This window comes from Cereibacter azotoformans (assembly GCF_021391315.1).
In the GTDB taxonomy this organism is placed as follows: Bacteria; Pseudomonadota; Alphaproteobacteria; order Rhodobacterales; family Rhodobacteraceae; genus Cereibacter_A; species Cereibacter_A azotoformans.
Genome location: NZ_CP090021.1, coordinates 2027678 through 2051006, shown reverse-complemented (window position 1 = coordinate 2051006; position 23329 = coordinate 2027678). Strand labels below are relative to the sequence as shown.

Below are 23329 nucleotides of genomic sequence, written 5' to 3'. Positions count from 1 at the left end.
CGTCAGCTCTTCGATCCGGTCGAGGCGGCGGCGAGGGCGCCCGACTGCTCGACCAGCTCGACCGGCCCGCCGGGGCGCAGGGTCTGGACGCCCTCGATCACCACGAGGTCGTCGGGACGCAGCGCGGCCTGGATCAGCACGGCATCGGCATCGCGTTGCAGGATGCGCACCGGAACCTTCTGGGAAACGCCCTCGCGGACGACCCAGACGAAGGCCCCGTCCGCGCCCCACTGGATCGCCAGAGGATCGACCGCCGGCCGCGGCTCTCCCGGCAGTTCGAGCCGGATCGAAAAGGACATGCCGGCCCGCAGCCGGTCGTCCGCGTTGGGGATGGTGGCCCGGATGCGCAGGGTCCGGCTGGCTTCGTCCACCCGGTTGTCGAGCGCGCTGATCCGGCCCTCGAGCGGATCGCGCGCCCCCGACAGCGGCGTCGCCGTCACGAGATCGCCGATCGCCACCTTGCCCACCACCCGCTCGGGCAGGCGGAAGTCCACCAGCAGGCTCGAACGGTCGTCGAGCCGGGTCAGCACCTCGCCCCGGCTGATCTGATCGCCGACCTCGTGCTCGAGGATGCCGACCCAGCCCTCGAACGGGGCCACGATCCGGTGTTGCGAGAGATCGAAGCGGGCCTGCTGCAGTTCAAGCTCGGCCGTGCGCACGGCGAGCAGCGCCTCCTGCCGGGCCAGATCGCTGGTGACGCCCGAGCCGGCAAGACGCTGTGCGCGCGAGAGATCCTCTTGAGCGTCCGCGAGGATCAGTTCGGCCCGGTTGACCGCGATGCGCGCCGCCTCGCTGTCGAGCGAGGCGATGAGCGCGCCGGCCGCGACGCGTCCTCCCGGTTCCGCGCCGAGCGCATCGATCCGGCCCTCGATCTCGGGGGCGAGGGTCACGGCGCGCACCGCCCGCGCGCTGCCCACCGCGGTGACGACGGCATTGAGCGAGCGCTCCTCGACGGGACGGGCGATGACGCGGGTGAGCGGTGCCCCGCCCGCGGCCTGCGGGCCGGGCGCGGCCGCCGCCTCGGCATCCTCGGCCACGATCCCGAGGCGCGCCATCGGCTCGAGCAGGCCCGCGCGGGCCAGCATCGGCCGCGCCGCCGGCACATAGAGCACCCAGATGATCAGCACCGCCGCCGCGACGGCCAGAACGAGCAGGCTCTGCTTCACCAGTGACATCGTCTCTCCTTGGTTGTGGCGGGCCTGATACGCCCGCCCCTGCCTGTTCCGTCGTTTCTTGTAGCGCGGGCGGCGCCGAGATCGCGTGCCAACTCCCCGGTGGCCGGGCACATCCTGCCACAAATGCGTGATCTGCACCGCCAGAGGCAGATGCGATCATCGTGCAAGAGCGGCGGGAACTTGATTGCCGCCACGCACTCCTATCATTCATGCAGAGCCAGTGTGAGGCCCCATGTTCATCGTCAGCCCGTCCACCGTCTGGAACCGGAGCGCGCTCGAGACCCGGCAGGTGCCGCGCCGGATCTTTGGCCGGGTGCTGCTCCTGCCGCGCCGGGGCTTTCCGCTGCGCCTGATCTGGCGGATCGTGTTCGAGACGCAGATGCTGCGGTTCCTGGCCGTGCTGGCACCCTTCGTCGTGGCCATGCTGATCTGGCGGCAGAGCGCGCTGGCCATCGCGCAGGCGCCCCTGCTGATGATCGTGGCGATCCTGTTCGTCGAGACGAACGTGCTGCGCATCCCCAAGGAGCGGCGCGAGAAGATCATCGACCGGGCCGAGGCCGATCGCGGGCTCGACCTCCTGCAGGTGCGGGGGCGGACGATCCTGACCCGCATCGCCGCGCGCCGGAAGCTTGAGAGGGGCGTGCTGCATCTGGTGATCGAACAGTCGGACATGGCGCACATCACGCCGCTGACCTTCGTCTCGGTCCAGTCCGAGGCCGGCCCCGAGATCGTGCGTCTGAGCCGGGAGGAGGAAGCGATGATCCGAAAGACGCTGTTCGAGGCGCCCCTCAGCGAGCGAAAGCTGCTGCGGATCAATCTCCTGGAGAATGTGTTCCTGCGCGACGTGACCCTCGACATGCGCGGCGTCTCGGCCCACGCGCGGCTGGCGGCCCTTTCAACCTGAGGGCGCAAGGCCGGGGGCTCTGCCCCCGGACCCCCGGGATATTTGGGCAGAGTGAAAGCCGAACGGGGGAGGTGCGCCAGCGCGGGGGTGTCGGGCGGCCGGTCTAGTCGGGGGCGGCCAGGACCATCACGCTCTGCCAGCCAACCGCCAGGGTGCCTTCGGCGGGCTCGTCGCAGGCGATCGTCTCGCGCGCGGTGTCGATCTGCAGCCGCCACGCGCCCTCGGGCAGCGCGAACTCGCCATCATCGCCCGCATTGAGCAGGATCAGAAGGTCGCGCCCCTTCGGCAGGTCGAGTCGCAGGCCAAAGAGCCGCAGATCGCCGTCGTTCCAGTCGCCCTCCTCCATGTCGCGGCCGGCCGGGTGCAGCCAGCTTGCCACCGGCGTGTCGTGCTGCACCGCGTCCGGCCCCGCCGCGAAGCGGGCGCGCGCCAGCCCGCCCTCGGCACGGCGGAAGGCCGCGAGGTCGGACACGGCCCGGATCAGATCCGCGCGCGCGTTCGGCCAGTCGAGCCAGGCGATCTCGTTGTCCTGACAGTAGGCGTTGTTGTTGCCCTGCTGGCTCTGGCCGAACTCGTCGCCCGCGAGGATCATGGGCACACCTTGCGACACGAAGAGCGTGGCCAGCATCGCCTTCACCCGCCGCAGGCGCGCCTCGAGGATGCCCGGATCGTCCGTCGGCCCCTCGACGCCCAGATTGTGCGAGAGATTGTGCGAGTGCCCGTCGCGATTGTCCTCGCCGTTGGCCTCGTTGTGCTTCTCGTCGTAGGAGACGAGGTCCCAGGCGGTGAAGCCGTCATGCGCGGCGATGAAGTTGATCGACGAGGTCGCCGGCCGGTGCGAGTGCGAGAACTGCACCGGCGAGCCCAGCAGCCGCTGCGAGACGTCGCCCGTCAGGCCCGGATCGCGGCGCCAGAAGGCGCGCAGGTCGTCGCGCGCCTTGTCGTTCCACTCGCGGAAGGGCCAGGGGAAGCCGCCGACCTGGTAGCCGCCCTCGCCGATGTCCCAGGGCTCGGCGATCAGCTTCACCATGGAAAGCACCGGGTCCTGCCGGATCGACGCGAAGAACGAGCCGCCGCGCTCGAAGCCCTGCGGCTCGCGCCCCAGCGTCGAGGCGAGGTCGAAGCGGAAGCCGTCCACATGCATGACTTCGACCCAGTAGCGCAAGCTGTCCATCACCATGCGCAGCACCATCGGATGGGCCACGTTCAGCGTGTTGCCGGTGCCGGTGGTGTCGAAGGAATGGCGCTTCGCCTCGGGCGAGAGCAGGTAGTAGGAGGCGTTGTCGATGCCGCGGAACGAAAGCGTCGGGCCCTTCTCGTTGCCCTCGCAGGTGTGGTTGTAGACCACATCGAGGATCACCTCGATGCCCGCGTCGTGGAACCGCTTGATCGCCTGCTTCACCTCGCGCATCGAGCCGGACCGGGTGTAGGGCCGGTAGGGGGCGAAGAACGAGAGCGTGTTGTAGCCCCAGTAGTTCGACAGGTCCTTCTCGATCAGGTGGCGGTCGTTGAGGAAACCGTGCACCGGCAGAAGCTCGATCGCGGTCACGCCGATGGCCTTGAGATGGTCGATGACGGCGGGCGAGGCGAGGCCGCGGAAGGTGCCGCGATCCTCGTCCGGCACGCCTGGATGGCGCATGGTCAGGCCCTTCACATGGGCCTCGTAGATCACTGTCTCTTCCCAGCGGTGACGCAGCGCCTTGTCCGCCTCCCAGTCGAAGGCCGGATCGACCACCACCGCCTTCGGCATGAAGGGGGCGCTGTCGCGGGGATCGAGCTCCAGATCGTCGCCGCCCACCGGATAGCCGAAGAGCGCGTCGTCCCAGACGAGGTCGCCGCGCAACTCGCGCGCGTAGGGGTCGATCAGCAGCTTGTTGGGGTTGAAGCGGTGGCCTTCCTCGGGCGCGTGGGGGCCGTGGACGCGGTAGCCGTAGGCCTGCCCCTCGCGGATGCCCGGAAGATAGCCGTACCAGATGCCGCCCTCGTAGGCGGGCAGGTCCATGCAATGCGTCTGGTTTCGGCCCGTCTCGTCGAAGAGGCACAGCTCCACCCGCGTGGCGTTTTCCGAGAAGAGCGCGAAGTTGGTGCCCTCGCCGTCGAAATCGGCGCCCAGCCGGTTCGGATGACCGGAGGAGATGTCGAACTTGAGGGGGGGCGCGGGGCGGACCGGGCGCTTCATGCCGAGCGTCCCATGCGCGAGTCGGCAAAGGGCGCCACGGGACGGCCACGGTCGGCGGCGCGGCGGGCGAGCATCTGGGTCGTCACGAGCACGGTGCCCTCCTCGGTGCGGCGGAACCAGCGGGCATCCTCGTCCGCGTCCTCGCCGATCACGAGGCCCGCGGGCACCGACGTGCCGGGCGCGACGATGGTGCGGGTCAGCCGGACGCCGGGCGCGACGCGGGCGCCGGGCAGCAGGACGCTTTCATCGAGCATCGTCCAGCGGCCGGGAGTGTCCGCGCCCAGCCGCGGCGCATGAAGCGACATGCCGCCGGTCTGCATTCGGAAGGCGAACTGGATCAGCTCGCCGCTGGCGGCCCTCATCTCATGCTCGCTGGCGCCGATCCGGGGCGGCAGGGCGCAGGGCGGCTCGCCGCGCTGAAACTCGAGCTGGGCCAGCCGGTAGGCGTCGAGCGTGCCCACGTCGCGCCAGTAGAACCCCTCATCTGGCACGCGATAGGCGTTGGCCTCGCCGAGCGCGACCGCCAGCGGCAGGATGTCGTTGCCGAAATCCTGCGCGGTGCCGGGGATGATCCGCAGGACCGAGGCGAGCCAGTCGAGGTCGAAGACATAGATCCCCATGCTCACCTGCGCGCGTCCGGGGAGGGCGGGATCGGCCGGCACGGGATCGGGCTTCTCGAGAAAGCTCTCGATCCGGCTGCCCTCGCTGGTGCGCACCACGCCGAAGGCCGAGGCCCTGTGGCGCGGGACGGTATCGACGGCCACCGTTGCAGAGGCGCCCGAGGCGCGGTGCGCGGCCACCATCCCGGCATAGTCCATCGCATAGACATGATCGGCGGCCAGAACCACCAGCTCGCGCACGCCTTCGGCCTGCAGCTCGTCGAGGTTGGCGGCCACCGCGGCCGCCGTGCCGCCGTAGCCCTGCGGGGTGCCGGTGACGGCCGTGCCCTCGCGCAGGCGCAGCGCGCCCGGCGCGAACTGTCCGGCCCAGTGGGTCTTCAGATGCCGCGCCAGTGTCTCCGGGCGGTATTGCGTGGCCACGATCATCCGCCCCAGCCCCGAGCGGACGGCGTTGGCGAGGGTGAAATCCACGATGCGCCGGGGACCGGCGAAGGGCAGGGCGGGCTTGCATTCGCGCGAGGTCAGTTCGTGCAGGCGGGAGCCGCGACCTCCCGCCAGAAGCACCGTGGCGGTGGCGGTAAGGTCCGGGCGGCGGGCGTCGCGCATGGGGTTCGCATCCAGTTGTCGTGAAGTTGCGCGCTTCAACCGGCTGCGACAGGCCGCGGTTCCGCACCGCCGAGCGAAAATCTCGATCTTCCGCCGTGGCGGGAGCGGGCGCGCGTTCCGCCTCGGGGGTGTTCAGCGGAACCGGCGGTGCGGTGCGACGTTCGTCAGGCTGACCGCGAGAGGCTAAAGGCTTGGAGATCGACCGCAAATACCCCGACGGCACCGGATTTCGCGCGGCATGCGCCCGCCGTCGCTCAGCCTCGCCGCTCCCAGGCGCGCACCAGGGCCGCCGCCGCCTGGGCAAGATGCCGGCGGCTGTCCATCTCGAGCCGGGCCGCCACCGTCCCAATCCGCGCCAGCTCGCCGGTCAGCGCCCCGGCATGGCCGGCCGCGGCGGCCTCCTCGGAATTGCCCGATCGCCCAAGCTCGAACTGCGAGCCGAGGAAGTAGTCCGGCGCGTCCGGCCGCCCGCCCACGGGATGCAGGAAGAGCAGGTTGTCGAACGGCTCGTCATTGGCGCGGTAGTTGCGCAGCACCACCTGCAACTCGCGCCCCAGCTTCAGCGCGTCGCGGATGTCGGCGCGGGCCTGCGCATTCTCGTCTCCCCGTTGCAGGAAACGGCAGTTGAAGCCGAGGATCTGCCCTTCGGTATAGCCCGTCATGCGCAGGAAGGGCGGGTTGGCCAGAACAAGCGGCTGCTCGGGCAGGGACATGTCCACGAGCGTCAGCGCCACACCCGAGCGATCGAAGACTGCGCGGATCTTCTCGAACTGTTTTTGATCCATGTCCTCTCGCCTCTTGCGTTGCCGGAGCGTATGCGTCGGCTTGTCGCAGTTCCAGACGAAAGTTGACAGCATGACGGAAAAGCTCTCCGAAGTCGAATCCGGAGCCGACCAGGAGCTGATCCTCCTCGGGGTCGGGGCTTCGGCTGGCGGGCTCGAGGCGTTCCAGAGCCTGCTGGGGGCGCTGCGTCCCACGGACCGCTTTGCCCTGATCCTTGTCCAGCATCTCGATCCCGAACATGAGAGCCTGCTGCCTGAACTGCTCTCGAAGCGCACGCGGCTGCCGGTGCGGTCGATCTCGGACGGGATGGAGGTCGAGGCCGGCAACATCTACCTGATCCCGCCGGCCTACGGTCTCGATATCCGGGGCCGGGTGCTGAAGCTGGAGGAGTTCGAATCCCCGCGCGGCCTTCGCCGTCCGATCGATGATTTCCTTCAGGCGCTCGCCCGCGAGCACGGGGCGAATGCGGCGGGCGTGATCCTGTCGGGGACCGGATCGGACGGGGCCAACGGCGTCCGGGCGATCAAGGAGGCGGGGGGCCTTGTCTTCGCGCAGGATCCCAGGGACGCGCGCTATGACGGGATGCCGCGCGCGGCGATCGCCACGGGCGCCGTCGATCTGGTGCTGCCGGCGGGCGAGATGATCAGCATCCTGCGCGACTTTCACGACCGCGCCTCGGGGATCGCCCCCACCATCGAGAGCGACGCCGAGTTCATCGAGAAGGTGGTCCGCAACGTCCGCTACCGGACCGGCCATGATTTCGCGGGCTACAAGAGCGGCACGCTGCTGCGGCGGATCACGCTGCGCATGTCGGTCCTGGGGCTGGAGGAACCGGGCGACTACCTGCGCGAGCTGGTCCAGAACCGCAGCGAGGCCGACCGTCTCTTCCGCGACCTGCTGATCAACGTCACGAGCTTCTTCCGCGATCCGGCCGCCTTCGAGTCGCTGGCGCGGGTCGCCGTGCCGGCCATCCTCGAGAGCAAGGACCGTGGCGACGAGGTGCGGATCTGGGTGCCCGGCTGCTCGACGGGACAGGAGGCCTACACCGTGGCGATGATCGTGGCGGATGCCATGGCGCGGCTCGACGTGCGGGCGCGGCTGTGCGTCTTCGGCACGGACATCGACGAGGAGGCGCTGGCCGTCGCGCGTCGGGGGCATTATCCCAACTCCATCGCGGCCGAGGTGCCGCCCGAGTTCCTCGAACGCTATTTCACGCCGACGCGGAACGGCTTCGAGGTGCGGGGCGAGTTGCGCGATGCGGTGCGCTTTTCCTCGCAGAGCCTGGTGAAGGACCCGCCGTTCTCGCGGCTCGACCTCGTGACCTGCCGCAACCTGCTGATCTATTTCGATCACGAGCTTCAGGAACTGGCGCAGCGCGTCTTTCACTATGCGCTGCAGCCGGGCGGGTTCCTGATGCTTGGCCCCTCGGAGACGGCCAGGGCCGAGGGCGAGCCCTTCCTCGACGTGGTGCCCGAACACCGCATCTACCGCCGCAACGAGGGCGCTGCGCGCTCGCTCGATCTGCCCCGACGCTTCCGTGGCATCTCGACGGGGACAGAGCCCTCGCACGAGGTCTTGCCCGAGCAGGTGTTCGGCATTCCCTATTCGGCCGCCGAGGCGCTGCTGGCGCGTCATGTGCCCGCCTTCCTGCTGATCGGCCCGCAGGATGAGGTGACGCGCGTGGGGCCCGGCGCCGAGTCCTTCGTGCGGCTCAATCCGGGGAACACCTCGCTGGGCATCCGGTCGTTGATCCTGCCCGAGCTTGAGCAGCCGGTGAAACGGCTGCTGACGGCGGGGGCGATCGCGGGGGGCGGCTACCGGCAGACGCGGGTCGCGTTTGCCGACCCCTCGGGCGCGCGGGATGTGCTGATCGGGGTCGAGACGCTGCCGGACGGCTCTCGCCTCGTCACCTTCGGCGCCACGGCCGCCGTGCCCGAGCCCGAGAACCGGATCGTGCTCGACGAAGCCTATGTAAGCCAGCTCGAGGACGAGCTGGAAGAGGCGCGCCGGATGGTGCGCACCACGGTGGAGGAACTCGAGACCTCGAACGAGGAGCTGAAAAGCTCGAACGAGGAAATGATGTCGATGAACGAGGAGCTCCAGTCGGCGAACGAGGAGCTTTCGACCACCAACGAGGAGTTGCAGACCAAGCTGATGGAGCTGGCCGAGGCCAACGCGGACCTTGCCAACTTCATGTCCTCGACCCAGATCGCGACCGTCTTTCTTGATCGCGACCTCAGGCTGCGCAGCTTCACCCCCGAGGCGGCCAGCTGGTTCCGCTTCGTGGATCAGGACCGCGGACGCGAGATCACCGACATTCGTGCGCGGCTCGACATGGGCGTGGTGGCCGAGGTGAGCCGGCGCATCGCCGACGGCGGCGCGCCCGAAGAGGTGCGGCTGGCCTCGTCGGATGGCGAGGCCGAGGTGATCGTGCGGTTCGCGCCCTACCGCAACGCCTCGGGCGACCGGGGCGGGGTGGTCTTCTCGGTGTTCGACGTGACCGCGGTTGCCCGCTACGCGCGGGCGGCCGAACGGGCCTCGGCCGAGGCCCGCGCCAGCGCCGAGGAGATCGAGGAACTCTACCTCGGCAGTCCCGGCGCGATGGGCCTTGTGGACCGCGACTTCCGCTACCTGCGGGCGAACCCGAAGATGGCCGAGTTCAGCGGCCTGCCGGCCGATGCGATCGTCGGCCGCTCGATTTCGGAGGTGCATCCCGAGATCGCGGGGCGGATGGTGGCGTCGGTCCGCAAGGTGTTCGACACGGGCGAGCCGGTGCTGCGGCAGATGGTGCGCGGCACGACGCCGGCCGAACCGGGCGTGGCGCGGGTCTGGGAGGTGGACTGGTATCCCGTCCATCGGTCCGACGGGGTGCGCGCCGTGGGGTTCAACGTGACCGACGTCACCCGCCTGCTCGAGTTGCAGGCCGACCTGCGCCGCATCATGCGCGAGCTGCAGCACCGGGTGAAGAACATGCTGTCGAACGTGATCGCGCTGGTGAACCGCGCGCGGCGCGAGCAGGGCGACCCGCAGGAGATCCTCGAGACGCTGGCGCAGCGCATCCGCGCGCTGGCCAACACGCACAACCTGCTGACGGCCGAGAACTGGGCCTCGACCGCGCTGCGCGACATCCTCGCGCTCGAGCTTCTGAACGTCTATGGCGAAGAGCGGGTGATGCTGCGCGGGCCCGACATGCGGCTCAACGCCCGCGCCACGCTGAGCCTCGGGATGGTCATCCACGAGCTTGCGACCAACGCCTCGAAATACGGTGCCTTCGCCCGCCCCGAGGGCAAGGTGTCCGTCCGCTGGTCGCGCGTGGACGAGGGCGAGGGCGAGGAGTTCCGGCTGGTGTGGCAGGAGAGCGGCGGTCCGGCAGTTAATGCGCCCTCGCGAGAGGGATTCGGCACCCAGCTCATGCGCTCCATGGTAGAGGGCTCCTTCAACGGCAGCATCGACAGCCACTGGGAACCGGCCGGACTGCGCCTCGTTGTGGCCGTGCCCTGGAATGCAGCAACCGAAGTGGACTACGACAGTGACATGGACCCCCTCCGCCATGCGGATCCTCTACCTTGAAGATGAAGCCATCATCGCGATGGAAACGGTGGAGACCCTGCGGGAGATGGGGTTCGAGCAGATCGACATGGCCTATTCGTTGCCCGCGGCCGAACGGTTCGTGGCCGACGCCCGCCCCGACATCGCGCTGCTGGACGTGAACCTGAGCCACGGGCGGACCTCGTTCGACCTGGGCAGCCGGCTTCTGGGCGAGGGGGTGCCGGTGGTCTTTGCCACGGGCTACGCCAGCTCCAGCCTGCCCGCGGACCCGCGCGCCACGGTGATCGAGAAGCCCGTCACCCCCAGCGCGCTGGAACGGGCCCTCAGCCAGGCGGCCGGCGCCGCCGAGGGCTGACGGGAACTGTCGCTGCCTGCGGGCGTTGTCCTTCAAAGGCGGGTGCTCCCGTCGCATCGGAGGATGAAGCCCATGTCCAGCGAGACCCTCGCCCTGACCCTTGCATTCGCCGCGGCTGCGAGCCTGATCCTCGCGGCGCTGGCCCTTGTCCGCAGCCCGAAGCGCGCCACCGTGCCTGTGGCGGTCCGCCGCCGGAGCCGCTGATGGACCGACTGAGCATCATCCTGACCCTGATGACCGGCGCGGTCATCACCGGCGGTCTCGTGATCCTGTTCTTCACCTTCGGCTGGTATGGCTGGCTGCCGATCGCGATCGGCGCCGTGGTGGGCATCGTGCTGTCCTGGCCGGCGGGATACGTCATCTCGCGCCGGATCAAGCGCACGGATCCGCAGTGGGACGAATCCCGCGTCGAGCGGGTCGAGAGCACGGTTCCCAAGCCGGACGCCCCCGAAGTCTGAGCCCCGGAAGGACCGGAATCTGGCGCGCGTCAGTCCAGCGTGCCAAGCAGGGCATGGGCCGCGGCCAGATCCGCACGGAAGCGGCGACGCTCCTCCGTCTGGGCCGCGGCGTCGGGCAGGCGCAGGATGTAGGAGGGATGGACCGTCACGAAGACCGGCGTCCCGTCTTCGAGTCGTTCCACCGTTCCGCGCCGCCTGAGGATGCCGGCGCCCGTCCCGGTCAGCGAGGCCAGCGCCGTGGCGCCCATCGCCACGATGAGCCGCGGCCGCACGAGATCGCGCTCGAGATCCAGCCACCAGCGGCAGGCGGTGACTTCGCCCGCGTCGGGCTTCTGGTGGATGCGGCGCTTGCCCCGCGGCGAGAACTTGAAGTGCTTGACCGCGTTGGTGACATAGAGCGTCGAGCGGTCGAGCCCGGCGGCGGTGGCCTCTTCGTCAAGGAGCTGCCCCGCGGGCCCCACGAACGGCCGGCCGGCCAGATCCTCGCGGTCCCCCGGCTGCTCGCCCACCATCATCATCCGCGCACGGGGCGGCCCTTCACCGAAGACGACCTGCGTCGCATGGGCCCAGAGCCCGCAGCGCCGGCACGCCTCGGCTTCGGCCTTCGCCTGCGGAAGGGCCGCGGGCTCTCCCGCGCCGGCCCTGCGGGCAGAGCCTTCGGCCGCCGCCTCTCTCCGTCGCGCCATGGCGGCGGTGCGGGCGGGCGGTTCGGTCGGTGCGGCCGCCTGCATCGCCGCGGCACGCCCGGCCGCGCCCCGGATCAGGTCGGGGATCAGGCCGGCCTCGGGCAGGTTCTTCCAGTAACGCTTCGGCATCTCGGACTGCATCGCCTTCACCATCAGCCGGGCGGGGTTGAAGATGTTGGCGTAGTAAGTGCGCCAGAGGTCTTCCGTTCCATCGGGCGGCGGCGGCGTGCGGTCCTCGGTCAGCACATGTTCCAGCGTGCCGTTCACGAAGCGCGACGTCACCTCTGGGGTGACGATGGCCCAGTCCATGTCCCCGAAGCGGCGGGTGAAGAAGGGGGCTGCGGCCTCCTCGACCGGGTGATCGGGTTCGAACCAGGCGGCGAAGGTGCGGCGGGTGCCGGTCGCGGGCAATTCGCGGAACCGCACGAAGGCGTGCATCTTGTGGATCTCGCGCCGGACGGTCTTTTCCTGCGCAAGCAGCCGGCGCAGGGCCGGGTCGCTGCGGTCTCCCCACCGCACCGACCCGTCCGCCAGCCGCAGCAGAAGCGCGTAGCTGCGCGCAAAGCGCTCGGGGTCCGCGTGGCAGAGCGCGGTCTCGATCACCTCCACCGCCTCGCGCGGCAGGCGGATCTCGCGCGGCGGCGCCGAGGCGCGGGCGGGCTCGCTTGCGAAAAGGTCGGGCTCTCCCGCGCCGATGCGCCAGACGACGGCCTCGGCCGGGATGCCGGCGCGCGCCAGCCGCCGCGCCTCGGTGCGCCAGGCGGCCACCGTTCCCAGCCGCGGCAGGACCACCTCGGGCATCAGAACAGGCTCAGCTGTTCCGGCGGCGCGACGAAACGGGCGCGCAGGCTGGCATCGTCCAGCCCCTGAGGCCGCCATCCGGGGGCCACGATGAAGGGCCGCGCGTGCTTGAGCACCGCGCCCATCGCCGGAAGATGTTCGTAGCGCACCGCCCCGTGCGCCCGCGCGGCGAGAATCCGGCCCACGGTCTTGGTGCCGAAGCCCGGCACCCGCAGCAGCATCTCACGCGAGGCGCGGTTCACATCGACGGGAAAGGCCGCCCGGTGCGCCAGCGCCCAGGCAAGCTTGGGATCGACCTCGAGATCGAGCATCCCCCCTTGCGCGATCTCGTCCACCGCAAAGCCGTAGAACCGCAGCAGCCAGTCCGCCTGATACAGCCGGTGCTCGCGCAGAAGCGGCGGGCGCACCAGCGGCAGCGCCTTGGACGCGTCCGGGATCGGGGAGAAGGCCGAGTAATAGACGCGGCTGAGCCCGTAGTTCGCATAAAGCGTCGAGGCATTGCCGAGGATGGCGGCATCGTCCGCCCCGTCCGCGCCCACGATCATCTGGGTGGATTGCCCGGCGGGCGCAAAGCGCGAGGGCCTGCGGCCCCGAAAGCTCGGCTCGCGCGCGGCTTCCCGCTTCAGCCGCACGTCGGCCATCGCCTTGCGGATCCCCAGCGCGGACTTTTCGGGCGCGAGGCGGCTGAGGCCGGCCTCGGTCGGCAGTTCGACATTGATCGAGAGCCGGTCGGCGTAAAGCCCCGCCTGCTCGATCAGCTCGGGCGCGGCATCGGGGATGGTCTTGAGGTGGATGTAGCCGCGAAAGTTCTCACGCTCGCGGAGCGTACGGGCGATGCGCACCATGTCGCCCATCGTCTCGTCGGGTGAGCGGATGATGCCCGACGACAGGAACAGCCCCTCGATATAGTTGCGCCGGTAGAACTCGATCGTGAGCGTCACCACCTCCTCGACCGAAAAGCGCGCGCGCTCGACCCGCGACGAGGCGCGGTTGACGCAATAGGCGCAGTCGAAGATGCAGAAGTTCGTCATCAGGATCTTGAGCAGGCTGATGCAGCGACCGTCGGGCGCATAGGCGTGGCAGATGCCGGTGCCGCCCGCCGAGCCGAGGCCCTTGCCGTCCTTCGAATCGCGCCGCTCGCCCCCGCTCGAGGCGCAGGAGGCGTCGTATTTGGCGGCGTCCGACAGGATCGCCAGCTTGCGGGCCAGGTCACGCTTCATGTGTTCTTAATATGTTCCTGCGTGCGCGTGATCAAGCGCCGGCGCCGTGGCTGACCGAAACGTGACTCAGGCGCTGCGCAATTCGGGCACGGCCACCTCGCCGATCAGCCGCATGAGATCGCCGAAGTAGCCCCCGCTGCGGGCGGGCTGGGTGGCGTCCGAGGTGACGACCATCGTCGCCTCGAGATCCGGCAACAGGCACACGAGCTGGCCTCCGTAGCCGCGGGCCAGCGCGATCCGCTCGTTGCCCGCGCGGCCGATGAACCAACCATAGCCGTAGCCCAGGCCCGAGAAGGGCGACCGCGTCCTCGCCTGCAGCGAGCGCCGCACCCAGTCTTCCGAGAGCACCTGCGCGCCGTCGTGCCGGCCGCCCCGCCGGACCATCTCGCCGAAGCGCAGCAGGGCGAGCGGCGACAGCGCCATCTCGTTCCCGCCAAGATAATATCCCTGCGGATCGCGCGTCCAGGCGGGGATGTCCACCCCGAGCGGGCGGCCCAGCCACTCGCGCGTCATGGCGAGCAGACTTTGCCCGCTGGCCTCGGCCAGCACGGCGCCCAGCACATGGAAGCTGCCGGTCGAATAGAGCATCCGCCCGCCGGGGTCCGCCACCATCGGCCGCGAGAGCGCGTAGGACACCCAGTTCCGGCTGGAGACCCAGGCGCCGTAATTGCCGCCCGACGTGCGCTCGAGCCCCGCCCGCATCGTCACCAGATCCTCGAGCGCAAGATCGCGGACGCGCGGATCGGCGCCGGGCGGGATCAGCCGGGGCGCAACCTCTCCGATGGTGGTCCCGATCCCCGGCACCACCCCGCGGTCGAGTGCGGCGCCCAGCACCGCGGCCACGATGGTCTTCGAGACCGACTTCACATTCACCGCCCGGTCCGGGGCGGGGCCGCGCACGGCCTCGGCCAGCAGCGTCTCGCCGCCCTGCGCGATCACCAGCGCGCGCAGCTGGTCGTGCCGGCTGGCGGCGGCCAGCGTGCGCGACAGCCGGGGCCGCCGCGGCGCCTGCGCGCGGATCGAGGTGGGCAGGGCAAGCGATGCTCCGGCGGCGAGGAACAGGCGGCGGGAGAGGGTCATGCGGACGGTCCTGAGGGCTCCCTGCGCGACATGGGCCCCGCGGGGTCCGCATCAACCGCGCCTTCCCCTCACGATTTCGCGCGCGCAGCAGCGGCGGCTTGAATGATAAGCAGGCTTATTATATCCGAGGCACATGAAAAAGGACACGGACAGATTGGGACTCCTGCTGCACGACGCGACCCGCGCCGTCCGCAAGCGCTTTGAAAGCCGCACGAGCCACCTCGGCCTTTCGACGGCGCAATGGCGGCTTCTGGCGCAGCTTTCGCGCGAGCCTCGGGCGACGCAGGCCCGGCTCGCGGATCTGCTCGACATCGAGCCGATCAGCGTCTCGCGCCTGATCGACCGGATGGAGCAGGGCGGATGGGTGCGCCGCGAGCCCGACCCCTGCGATCGGCGGGCCCGCCTCGTGGCGCCGACGGAAAAGACGCTGGCCGCCTATGCGGGCATCCAGACCATCGCCGACGAGGTCTATGACGAGGCTCTCGAAGGCATTCCCGCCGAGCGCCGCGGCGAACTGGCCGCGATGCTGCGGACCATCGTCATCAATCTCCACGACGCGGAGGCGGAGGACCGCCATCCCTGCATCAAGGCCAGCCGATGAACGCCCAGACCTCTTCCGACTCTCTCCGCGCAACCCCGGTGGTGACCGAGCCGAAGCCCCGCCGGGCGCGCCGCATCCTGCTGATGGCGGCCCTGCCGGCCGCGCTCCTTGGCGGCGCCGGCGCCTGGTGGATCACCGGCGGCCGCTACGAGACGACCGACAACGCCTATCTGCATCAGGCGGTGGTGGCGATCGCGTCCGAAGTCTCGGGCCGCGTGACGGAGGTGTCGGTTGCCGACAACCGGCCCGTGCAGAAGGGCGACATCCTGTTCGTGATCGACCCCGAGCCGCGCCGCCTCGCGCTGGCCAAGGCCGAGGCCGCCGTCGCCGCGGCCCGGCTGCAGGTCGAGCAGCTGAAGGTGGCCCATGCGCAGGCCGTGGCGCAGGAGAATCTGGCCGCCGACGATGCGGCCTACCTTGCCAACGAACTTGTGCGCCAGCAGGCGCTTTCGACGAAGGGCGTGTCCGCGACGACCGCGCTCGACGATGCCCGCCACGAGGCGCAACGCGCGGCCGAACTGCTCGTCGTCGCGCGGCAGGCCACGGCGAGCGCGCTGGCGGCCCTGGGTGGCGTGGCCGACGGCCCGGTGGACGATCACCCGTCGGTGCGCTCGGCGCTGGCGGCTCGCGACGAGGCCGCCTACCAGCTCTCGCTGACCGAGGTGCGCGCGCCCGCCGATGGTGTGATCTACCGCGCGGCGTCGTTCAAGCCGGGGCAGATGGTGACGGCGGGCCAGTCGCTCTTCGCGCTGGTCGAGACGCAGGATGTCTGGATCGACGCCAACTTCAAGGAGACGCAGCTGGCGGGCATCGCGCCCGGCCAGAAGGCCGAGGTGACCTTCGACCTGCGCCCCGACCGGCCCTACGAGGCGACGGTCGAATCCGTGGGCGCGGGCACCGGCTCGGAGTTCTCGCTGCTGCCGGCGCAGAACGCGACCGGCAACTGGGTCAAGGTGACCCAGCGGGTTCCCGTTCGCCTGCGGTTCGAGGAGGGGGCCGAGCTGGCGGGCCTCGCCTCGGGCCTCTCGGCCGAGGTGTCGGTCGATACCGGCCGCGTGCGCCACATCCCGGGGCTCGCGAGCTTCGCCGCCACCGCCGACTGAGGTTGCCATGACCCATGCCCTGAAACAGCCCGTGGAGCACCGCGGGCTGATCACCCTCGTGATCATGCTCGCCACGATCATGCAGGTGCTCGACACGACGATCGCGAACGTGGCGCTGCCCTCGATGACGGGGGACCTCGACGCCTCGGCCGACACGATCAACTGGGTGCTCACCTCTTACATCGTGGCTGCCGCCATCATGACGCCGGTCACGGGCTGGCTCGCCGACCGCATCGGCAAGCGCGAGCTGTTCCTCGTCTCGATCGTGGGCTTCACGCTGGCCTCGATGGCCTGCGGCCTGGCCTGGAGCCTGCCCTCGATGGTGGGGTTCCGCCTGCTGCAGGGCGTCTTCGGCGCGGCCATCGTGCCCTTGTCGCAGACGTTCCTTCTCGACATCAACCCGCGCGAGAAGGCGGGGCAGGCGATGGCGCTCTGGGGCGCGGGGATCATGGTGGGGCCGATCATCGGGCCCACGCTCGGCGGCTGGCTGACCGAGAGCTGGGACTGGCGCTGGGTCTTCTTCATCAACCTGCCCGTGGGGATCGTGGCCTTTCTCGGCTGCGCCGCCTGGCTGCCGAGGGCCGAGCGGGTCGTGCGCCGCTTCGACTTCTTCGGCTTTGCCATGCTTGCGATTGCGCTCGGCGCACTGCAGCTCATGCTTGACCGGGGGGCCGAGGTGGAGTGGTTCGCCGCCCTCGAGATCTGGATCTACCTGTTCCTGATGATCACCGGCTTCTGGATCTTCGTGATCCACATTCTCGGCGCCGAGAAACCCTTCCTCGAGCCCGCAATGTTCGCCGACCGCAACTTCGCCACCGGCCTCGTCTTCATCTTCGTGGTGGGAATCATCCTGCTGGCAAGCCTCGCGCTCCTGCCGCCGATGCTGTCGCACATCTTCGGTTATCCGGTGATCACCACGGGGCTCGTGATGGCCCCGCGCGGAGTGGGCACGATGATCTCGATGCTGATCGCAGGGCGTGTCCTGCGCCATGTCGATGCGCGGCTGATGGTGACGGCGGGTCTCGCGCTCACGGCCCTCTCGCTGGACATGATGACGGGCTTCAGCCCGCAGATGGACAGCACGCCCATCATCCTGTCGGGCGTCGTGCAGGGGCTGGGCCTCGGCCTCGTCTTCGTGCCGCTCTCGACCGTGGCCTTCGCCACCATCGCGCCCCGCTTCCGGGCGGACGCCACAAGCCTCTTCAGCCTCGTGCGCAACATCGGCTCGTCGGTGGGGATCTCGATGGTGACGGTGATGCTGACCCACAACAGCCAGATCAACCACGCCGAGCTGGGCGCGCATGTCTCGCCCTACAACCCGCAGCTCTGGCGGATCTCGCCCGAGGCGGCGCAGGGCGCGGTGCAGCCGCTGGCGGTGATGGACCAGCTCGTGACGCAGCAGGCGACGATGATCGGCTATGTCGACGACTTCCGCCTGATGATGCTGATCACGCTCGCGGCGCTTCCGCTCGCGCTTCTGTTGCGAAAGCCGCAGGCGGGCGGGGCGCCGGTGACGGCGCATGCGGACTGACGGGACGCGGAAGATAAAGGGCCGCGGGCGCAATGGGGAGGTCGCCCGCGGCCAAAGCCCTCGGTGCGGAAGGGACACGCGAAAGGGCCGTCGCAAACCGACATAAGCATCCGCCGGCCGGCCGCAAGGGTCGGGCCTTGCGGCGCTTTGACCCGGAGACGGGTCCGCGGCCAGCCGCCCTCCCCTGTGCCTCAGAAAGCCCGGAGCGTGCCCGAGAGCAGGGCCGTCACGGCGCCCCCCGCAAGAGAGATCAGGACGGCGTGCGCGCCGATCGCCAACCGCGAGCGGAAGTCGGAGGGCGGCTCGGCCGGGCTGTGGTGCCTGTGCTGCGGATGGGCGTGCACGGGCCCCGTGCGGTCGGGTGCGTCTGGCAACAGGTGTCTCCACCGATTTCACTGGCACCATGTTTTGCCCGCAGGCAGGGCCGTTCAACGCGGCGAAATGGCCCTCCGCCCGCGGATCATGCGGCAAAAAGCCCGGTCCCGGCCGTCATCTGCCAACGCGCCCGAAGGCGATCCGACGCGTTCAATGTCAGGAGGATGGTGGGCGACCCTGGAATCGAACCAGGCATGAGTCGCCTCGGCGGAGTTACAGTCCGCTGCCGCACCTTGCAGCACGTCGCCCACTGGCGGCGTGATTATCCGAGGGTCAGCAGAGGGTCAAGGGCCCATCGACGCATTTCTTTCGGCTTGCGCCGCGTGGTCGCAAGGATCATTCTGCCCCCCGTTTTTCAGGAGTTCCCGATGCCGAAACCCGTCAAGCCCGCCTGGGTGATCGAGAAGGAGCGCGCGCGGCGCACGACCGCGCAGGAAACCGTCTGGCTCTTCGGGATCCATGCAGTGCGCGACGCCCTCATCAATCCGAGCCGGGAGAAGCTGCGTCTGGTGCTGACGAAGAACGCGGCCGACCGGCTGGGCGAGGCCGTCGCGGCCGGGGGGATCGAGCCCGAGATCGTGGATCCCCGCAAGTTCTCGGCGCCGATCGACGAGGGCTCGGTGCACCAGGGCGCCGCGCTCGAGGTCAGGCCGCTCGACTGGGGCAGCCTCGAGGACCTGGCCGCCTCGGGCGAGGGCGAGCCGCTCGTCGTGCTGCTCGACCGCGTGACCGACCCGCACAACGTCGGCGCCGTGCTGCGTTCGGCCGAGGTCTTCGGCGCCCGGGCGGTCGTCGCGCCGCACCGCCACTCCGCCCCGGAAACCGGGGCGCTGGCCAAGACGGCCAGCGGCGCGCTCGAACGGCAACCCTATCTGAGGGTCGGCAACCTGGCCGAGACCATGGAGAGGCTGAAGGCGATGGGCTACATGCTGCTCGGGCTCGACTCGGAAGCGCCCGCCACGCTGGCCGAAGGGCTTGCGATTGCCGGCAAGCGGCCGGTGGGGCTCGTGCTCGGGGCCGAGGGGCCGGGCTTGCGCGACAAGACCCGCGACACCTGCGATGTCCTGGTGCGCATCCCCGCCGCCGGAGGCTTCGGCTCGCTCAATGTCTCGAACGCGGCCGCGGTGGCACTCTATGCGGCCGCAAGCCGATAAATCATCACGGATACGCGACCGCCACTTTTCTTCGGCCTTGTGGCCCCCATGTTACAGGAGGAACGGGGCCGGAACCCCCGTTCTACCTTCACTGTCCCTCGTTCCGCACTGGCGCCCGGCCGAATGGCCAGGGCGCTTTTTTTTGCCAAGGCGCCTGTTTGCGAGGGCGCCTTCTTTGACGGAGGGTTCTCATGACCGATGACGCGCTGCGCCAGATCCTGACCTCGACCCGGACCATAGCACTTGTGGGCTGGTCGCCCAACCCCGAGCGGCCGAGCCATCGGGTGGCGGCCTTCCTCAGGAAGCAGGGGTACCGGGTCATTCCCGTCAATCCGGGCCAGGCCGGTCGCGAGGCGCTGGGAGAGACGGTCCGGGCCGGGCTCGCCGACCTCGCCGGAGAACGGGTGGACATGGTGGACATCTTCCGCCGCTCGGAACATGTGCCCGAGGTGGTCGCGGCCGCCCTTGCAAGCCTGCCCGACCTGCGCACGGTCTGGATGCAGCTCGGCGTGTCGAACGCCGATGCCGCAACCCAGGCCCGCGCGCGCGGCGTGGCCGTGGTGGAGAACCGCTGCCCCGCCATCGAGATCCCGCGCCTCGGCCTCTGAGCCCGCGCCCCGAGGCGTCGCGCGCCGCTTTCATTCTGGCCCAAATATCCCCGCCGGAGGCTCCGACCGATCCGCGCGGCGCTCCGGCGGGCGGGATTTCCCCCGAACGGCCCCGGCGTCAGCCCCGCCCGGCCTTTTCGGCAATGCCGGATGTGCCCTCGCGCCGCTCCAGCTCCGCCATCACCTCCGCCAGCGTCACGTCGCGGGCGGCGAGCATCACGAGGAGGTGGTAGAGGACATCCGCCGCCTCGGAGGCGAGCCGGGCGCGGTCGCCGCGCACCGCCTCGATGATCGCCTCGACCGCCTCTTCGCCGAACTTCTCGGCGCATTTCTCGGGCCCCCTGGCCAGGAGCTTGGCCGTCCAGGAACTGTCGGGATCGGCGCCCTTGCGGGCCTCGACGGTGGCGGCGAGCCGCTCGAGCACGCTCATGCGAGCCTCACGGGGATGCCGGCCGCGGCCATGTGCGCCTTGGCCTCGCCGATGGTGAATTCGCCGAAGTGGAAGATCGAGGCGGCAAGGACCGCCGAGGCGCCGCCTTCGGTGACGCCTTCGACCAGATGGTCGAGCGTGCCGACGCCGCCGCTCGCGATCACCGGGATGCGCACCGCGTCCGAGATGGCGCGGGTGAGCGGCAGGTTGAAGCCCGAGCGGGTGCCGTCGCGGTCCATCGAGGTCAGCAGGATCTCGCCCGCGCCCTTCGCCGCCACATCCTGCGCGAACTCGACCGCGTCGATGCCGGTGGCGCGCCGGCCGCCATGGGTGAAGATCTCCCACCGGCCCGGCGCCACGGTCTTGGCGTCGATCGCGACCACGATGCACTGGCTGCCGAAGCGGTCGGCCGCCTCGGCCACCACGTTCGGATCGGCCACGGCGGCCGAGTTGAAGCTGACCTTGTCGGCGCCCGCGAGGAGCAGCGCGCGCACGTCCTGCTGGGTGCGCACCCCGCCGCCCACGGTGAGCGGCATGAAGCACTGCTCGGCCGTGCGGGTGACGAGATCATACATCGTGCCCCGGTTCTCGTGGGTGGCATGGATGTCGAGGAAGCAGAGTTCGTCGGCGCCGGCGGCATCATAGGCGCGCGCGGCCTCGACCGGGTCGCCGGCGTCGCGCAGATCGACGAAGTTCACGCCCTTGACCACGCGGCCGTCGGCCACGTCGAGGCAGGGGATGATGCGGGTCTTGAGCATGGCGGATCTCCTGGAGCCCTGGCCGGCCGCGTTCCCGGGCTTCCTAGCGCCTGGGGCGGGCCGGGGGAAGGGGGCTCTGCCCCCTCGCCGCCCTGCGGCTCACCCCCGGGATACTTGAGCCAGAATGAAAGGCGCGCCGGATCAGGCGCGCAGCGTCCGCAGCGCCTCGGCGAGATCGAGGGCGCCGTCGTAGAGGGCGCGGCCCGAGATCGCGCCCGCGATGCGGCCGGTGTCGCGCAGCGCCACCAGATCGGCGAGCGAGGAGACACCGCCCGAGGCGATGACCGGGATCGAAACCGCGCGGGCCAGCGCGTCGGTCGCCTTGATGTTGGGCCCGGCCATGGCGCCGTCGCGGTCGATGTCGGTGTAGATGAGGGCCGCCACGCCCGCATCCTCGAAGGAGCGCGCGAGGTCGGTGGCCGTCACGTCGGTCTCGGTTGCCCAGCCCTTGGTGGCGACGCGGCCCTTGCGAGCGTCGATGCCGACCGCGACCCGGCCGGGGAAGGCGCGGGCGGCCTCGCGCACGAGGGCCGGATTCTCGACCGCGACGGTTCCGAGGATCACCCGCGCGAGACCCTTCTCGAGCCACAGGGCGATGGTCTTCATGTCACGGATGCCGCCGCCGAGCTGGGCGGGCACCGTCAGTCGGGCGAGGATCGCCTCGACGGCGGCGCCATTCACCGGATGACCCGCGAAGGCGCCGTTCAGATCGACGAGATGCAGCCATTCGCAGCCCGCGGCCTCGAAGGCCGCCGCCTGGGCGGCCGGATCGTCGCCGAAGACCGTCGCCGCCTCCATCTCGCCGCGCAAGAGGCGCACGCACTGGCCGTCCTTGAGGTCGATGGCGGGATAGAGGATCATGGCGCTCTCCGGTCTGTCTCTGTGAGGCGGCTTCTGGCACGGCGGACCCGTGATGCCAAGGACCCCGCACGAGGCCGGCCGCACGGGGCGCGCGGCCGCGATCCTCGGCCGCATGGGCTGCCGCGGGCCTGCCTGCCTGCGGGATCCCGTCCTGTTCTCAGGGCTTCCAGCTCAGGAAGTTGGCGATGAGCCGCAGGCCGGTCTTCTGGCTCTTTTCGGGATGGAACTGTGTGCCCACCATCGTCTCGCGGCCCACGATGGCGGTGATGGCCTCGCCGTAATCCGCATGCGCCAGCCGGTCGTGATCGTGCGCCACGCGGAAATGGTAGGAGTGGACGAAATAGGCGTGATCGCCCGTCTCGATCCCGGCCAGCACCGGGTGGGGATGGTCCACCGTCAGGTCGTTCCAGCCCATGTGCGGCACCTTGAGATGCGGATCGGAGGGCGCGATCCGAACCACCTCGCCCTCGATCCAGCCGAATCCGGGCGTTTCCTCATATTCGAGGCCGCGGCTCGCCATCATCTGCATCCCGATGCAGATGCCGAGGAAGGGGCGCGCGCGGCGCGTCACGGCCTCCTCGATGGCCTCGGAGAGACCGCCATAGCTGCCCAACGCGCGGCGGCAGGCCGGAAAGGCGCCGTCGCCCGGCAGCACGATCCGGTCGGCGCGGGCCACATCCTCGGGCCGATCCGAGACGATGACCTGCCCGGCCCCCACCTCGACGGCCATGCGCTGGAAAGCCTTTTCCGCCGAATGGAGGTTGCCGCTGTCGTAATCGACCAGAACCGTCAGCATCAGAGCATCCCCTTGGTCGAGGGAATGGCGGAGGCCGCGCGCGGATCGGGCTCCACCGCCTCGCGCAAGCTGCGCGCCACCGCCTTGAAGGCCGCCTCGGCGATGTGGTGGCTGTTCAGCCCGTGGATCATGTCCACATGCAGCGTGATGCCGCCGTGGGTCGAGAGCGCCTGGAAGAACTCGCGCACCAGCTCGGTGTCGAAGCTGCCGATCTTGGCGGTGGGGAAGGGCAGGTTGCAGACCAGATAGGGCCGTCCCGACAGGTCAAGCGCGCAGCGCACAAGCGCGTCGTCCATCGCGAGATGGAAGCTGCCGTAGCGCCGGATCCCGCGCTTGTCGCCCAGCGCCTGCGTCAGTGCCTGCCCGAGTGCGATGCCGCAATCCTCGACCGTGTGGTGGTCGTCGATGTGCAGGTCTCCCTCGCAGCGGAGCGTGATGTCGATCAGCGAGTGCCGGGCAAGCTGGTCCATCATGTGGTCGAAGAAGCCCACGCCCGTGCGGATGTCGTAGCGCCCGGTTCCATCGAGATCGACCTTCACCGAGATGGCGGTCTCGGCGGTCTTGCGGGTGATGTCGGCCTGTCGCATCGGCGGCTCCTCTTCGGTCGGCCACCTTATAGGAAACTGCCGTGGCCGAGGAAAGGCCATGGCTTCGGGGGATTTCCATTGATTCAGGTCAAGGCAGCAGGGGCAGCGC

General features: G+C 69.9%; 23 protein-coding genes and 1 tRNA gene. 10 read left to right on the top strand and 14 right to left on the bottom strand.

Features of this window, described 5'->3' with window-relative positions:
• Positions 1-2: 2 nt before the first annotated feature.
• On the bottom strand, positions 3-1175 hold the full coding sequence (locus LV780_RS10265; protein ID WP_108220353.1) for an efflux RND transporter periplasmic adaptor subunit: 1173 nt from the start codon (positions 1173-1175) through the stop codon (positions 3-5).
• 232 nt (positions 1176-1407) lie between these two features.
• Between LV780_RS10265 and LV780_RS10260 the strand changes: the two genes are divergently transcribed.
• Complete coding sequence (locus LV780_RS10260; RefSeq protein WP_101341331.1) at positions 1408-2079, top strand: hypothetical protein; 672 nt, start codon at positions 1408-1410, stop codon at positions 2077-2079.
• 103 nt (positions 2080-2182) lie between these two features.
• On the opposite strand, the gene glgX is transcribed toward LV780_RS10260, so the two are convergent.
• From glgX to LV780_RS10245, 3 genes are all read right to left on the bottom strand, one after another.
• A complete protein-coding gene (glgX, locus tag LV780_RS10255) occupies positions 2183-4258 on the bottom strand; it encodes a glycogen debranching protein GlgX (RefSeq protein WP_108220354.1) in 2076 nt (691 codons plus the stop codon).
• Positions 4255-5484 (bottom strand): sugar phosphate nucleotidyltransferase, encoded by a 1230-nt coding sequence (locus LV780_RS10250; RefSeq protein WP_108220355.1) that lies wholly within the window; start codon positions 5482-5484, stop codon positions 4255-4257. Before LV780_RS10250 ends, glgX begins: the two co-directional genes overlap by 4 nt.
• Positions 5485-5738: 254 nt before the next feature.
• Positions 5739-6269, bottom strand: a complete 531-nt coding sequence (locus LV780_RS10245) for a PAS domain-containing protein (RefSeq protein WP_044248232.1) — start codon at positions 6267-6269, stop codon at positions 5739-5741.
• 70 nt (positions 6270-6339) lie between these two features.
• Here LV780_RS10245 and LV780_RS10240 point away from each other — a divergent pair, with 70 nt between their 5' ends.
• The 4 genes from LV780_RS10240 (at position 6340) to LV780_RS10230 (ending at position 10629) form a co-directional block, all read left to right on the top strand.
• On the top strand, positions 6340-9837 hold the full coding sequence (locus tag LV780_RS10240; RefSeq protein ID WP_108220356.1) for a chemotaxis protein CheB: 3498 nt from the start codon (positions 6340-6342) through the stop codon (positions 9835-9837).
• Positions 9818-10171, top strand: coding sequence for a response regulator (locus tag LV780_RS10235; RefSeq protein ID WP_044248230.1), 354 nt, complete (start codon positions 9818-9820; stop codon positions 10169-10171). The genes LV780_RS10240 and LV780_RS10235 overlap by 20 nt, the downstream gene beginning before the upstream one ends.
• Before the next feature lie 72 nt (positions 10172-10243).
• A complete protein-coding gene (locus LV780_RS21935) occupies positions 10244-10375 on the top strand; it encodes a hypothetical protein (RefSeq protein WP_267964948.1) in 132 nt (43 codons plus the stop codon).
• A complete protein-coding gene (locus tag LV780_RS10230; protein WP_108220358.1) occupies positions 10375-10629 on the top strand; it encodes a hypothetical protein in 255 nt (84 codons plus the stop codon). Before LV780_RS21935 ends, LV780_RS10230 begins: the two co-directional genes overlap by 1 nt.
• Positions 10630-10658: 29 nt before the next feature.
• Here the strand turns inward: LV780_RS10230 and LV780_RS10225 are convergent, their stop codons facing one another.
• From LV780_RS10225 to LV780_RS10215, 3 genes are all read right to left on the bottom strand, one after another.
• Entirely contained in the window at positions 10659-12116 is a 1458-nt protein-coding gene (locus LV780_RS10225) for a UdgX family uracil-DNA binding protein (RefSeq protein ID WP_108220359.1), read from the bottom strand.
• Positions 12116-13336, bottom strand: a complete 1221-nt coding sequence (locus LV780_RS10220; RefSeq protein ID WP_101341337.1) for a putative DNA modification/repair radical SAM protein — start codon at positions 13334-13336, stop codon at positions 12116-12118. The genes LV780_RS10225 and LV780_RS10220 overlap by 1 nt, the downstream gene beginning before the upstream one ends.
• 66 nt (positions 13337-13402) lie before the next feature.
• Entirely contained in the window at positions 13403-14416 is a 1014-nt protein-coding gene (locus tag LV780_RS10215; RefSeq protein WP_101341338.1) for a serine hydrolase domain-containing protein, read from the bottom strand.
• A 133-nt stretch (positions 14417-14549) separates the two neighbouring features.
• Between LV780_RS10215 and LV780_RS10210 the strand changes: the two genes are divergently transcribed.
• From LV780_RS10210 to LV780_RS10200, 3 genes are read left to right on the top strand one after another with little or no spacing between them, the layout of a single operon-like run.
• The gene (locus tag LV780_RS10210; protein ID WP_108220360.1) at positions 14550-15017 is read left to right on the top strand and encodes a MarR family winged helix-turn-helix transcriptional regulator; all 468 of its coding nucleotides are present in this window, start codon (positions 14550-14552) and stop codon (positions 15015-15017) included.
• The gene (locus tag LV780_RS10205; protein WP_108220361.1) at positions 15014-16120 is read left to right on the top strand and encodes an HlyD family secretion protein; all 1107 of its coding nucleotides are present in this window, start codon (positions 15014-15016) and stop codon (positions 16118-16120) included. Before LV780_RS10210 ends, LV780_RS10205 begins: the two co-directional genes overlap by 4 nt.
• A gap of 7 nt (positions 16121-16127) precedes the next feature.
• Complete coding sequence (locus LV780_RS10200; RefSeq protein ID WP_108220362.1) at positions 16128-17651, top strand: DHA2 family efflux MFS transporter permease subunit; 1524 nt, start codon at positions 16128-16130, stop codon at positions 17649-17651.
• 191 nt (positions 17652-17842) lie between these two features.
• Here the strand turns inward: LV780_RS10200 and LV780_RS10195 are convergent, their stop codons facing one another.
• On the bottom strand, positions 17843-18025 hold the full coding sequence (locus LV780_RS10195) for a hypothetical protein (RefSeq protein WP_101341342.1): 183 nt from the start codon (positions 18023-18025) through the stop codon (positions 17843-17845).
• A gap of 166 nt (positions 18026-18191) precedes the next feature.
• Positions 18192-18275 (bottom strand) — tRNA-Tyr (locus LV780_RS10190).
• A gap of 119 nt (positions 18276-18394) precedes the next feature.
• Between LV780_RS10190 and rlmB the strand changes: the two genes are divergently transcribed.
• Positions 18395-19180, top strand: coding sequence for a 23S rRNA (guanosine(2251)-2'-O)-methyltransferase RlmB (gene rlmB, locus LV780_RS10185; RefSeq protein ID WP_101340945.1), 786 nt, complete (start codon positions 18395-18397; stop codon positions 19178-19180).
• A 191-nt stretch (positions 19181-19371) separates the two neighbouring features.
• Entirely contained in the window at positions 19372-19788 is a 417-nt protein-coding gene (locus LV780_RS10180; protein ID WP_101340946.1) for a CoA-binding protein, read from the top strand.
• A 118-nt stretch (positions 19789-19906) separates the two neighbouring features.
• On the opposite strand, the gene LV780_RS10175 is transcribed toward LV780_RS10180, so the two are convergent.
• From LV780_RS10175 to hisB, 5 genes are all read right to left on the bottom strand, one after another.
• Entirely contained in the window at positions 19907-20218 is a 312-nt protein-coding gene (locus LV780_RS10175; RefSeq protein WP_011909214.1) for a phosphoribosyl-ATP diphosphatase, read from the bottom strand.
• The gene (gene hisF / locus LV780_RS10170; protein ID WP_011909213.1) at positions 20215-20976 is read right to left on the bottom strand and encodes an imidazole glycerol phosphate synthase subunit HisF; all 762 of its coding nucleotides are present in this window, start codon (positions 20974-20976) and stop codon (positions 20215-20217) included. The genes LV780_RS10175 and hisF overlap by 4 nt, the downstream gene beginning before the upstream one ends.
• Positions 20977-21117: 141 nt before the next feature.
• Positions 21118-21837 (bottom strand): 1-(5-phosphoribosyl)-5-[(5-phosphoribosylamino)methylideneamino]imidazole-4-carboxamide isomerase, encoded by a 720-nt coding sequence (hisA, locus tag LV780_RS10165; RefSeq protein ID WP_108220363.1) that lies wholly within the window; start codon positions 21835-21837, stop codon positions 21118-21120.
• Between the two features lie 157 nt (positions 21838-21994).
• A complete protein-coding gene (gene hisH, locus LV780_RS10160; RefSeq protein ID WP_011909211.1) occupies positions 21995-22633 on the bottom strand; it encodes an imidazole glycerol phosphate synthase subunit HisH in 639 nt (212 codons plus the stop codon).
• A complete protein-coding gene (gene hisB / locus LV780_RS10155; RefSeq protein ID WP_108220364.1) occupies positions 22633-23220 on the bottom strand; it encodes an imidazoleglycerol-phosphate dehydratase HisB in 588 nt (195 codons plus the stop codon). The genes hisH and hisB overlap by 1 nt, the downstream gene beginning before the upstream one ends.
• Between the last annotated feature and the right edge of the window lie 109 nt (positions 23221-23329).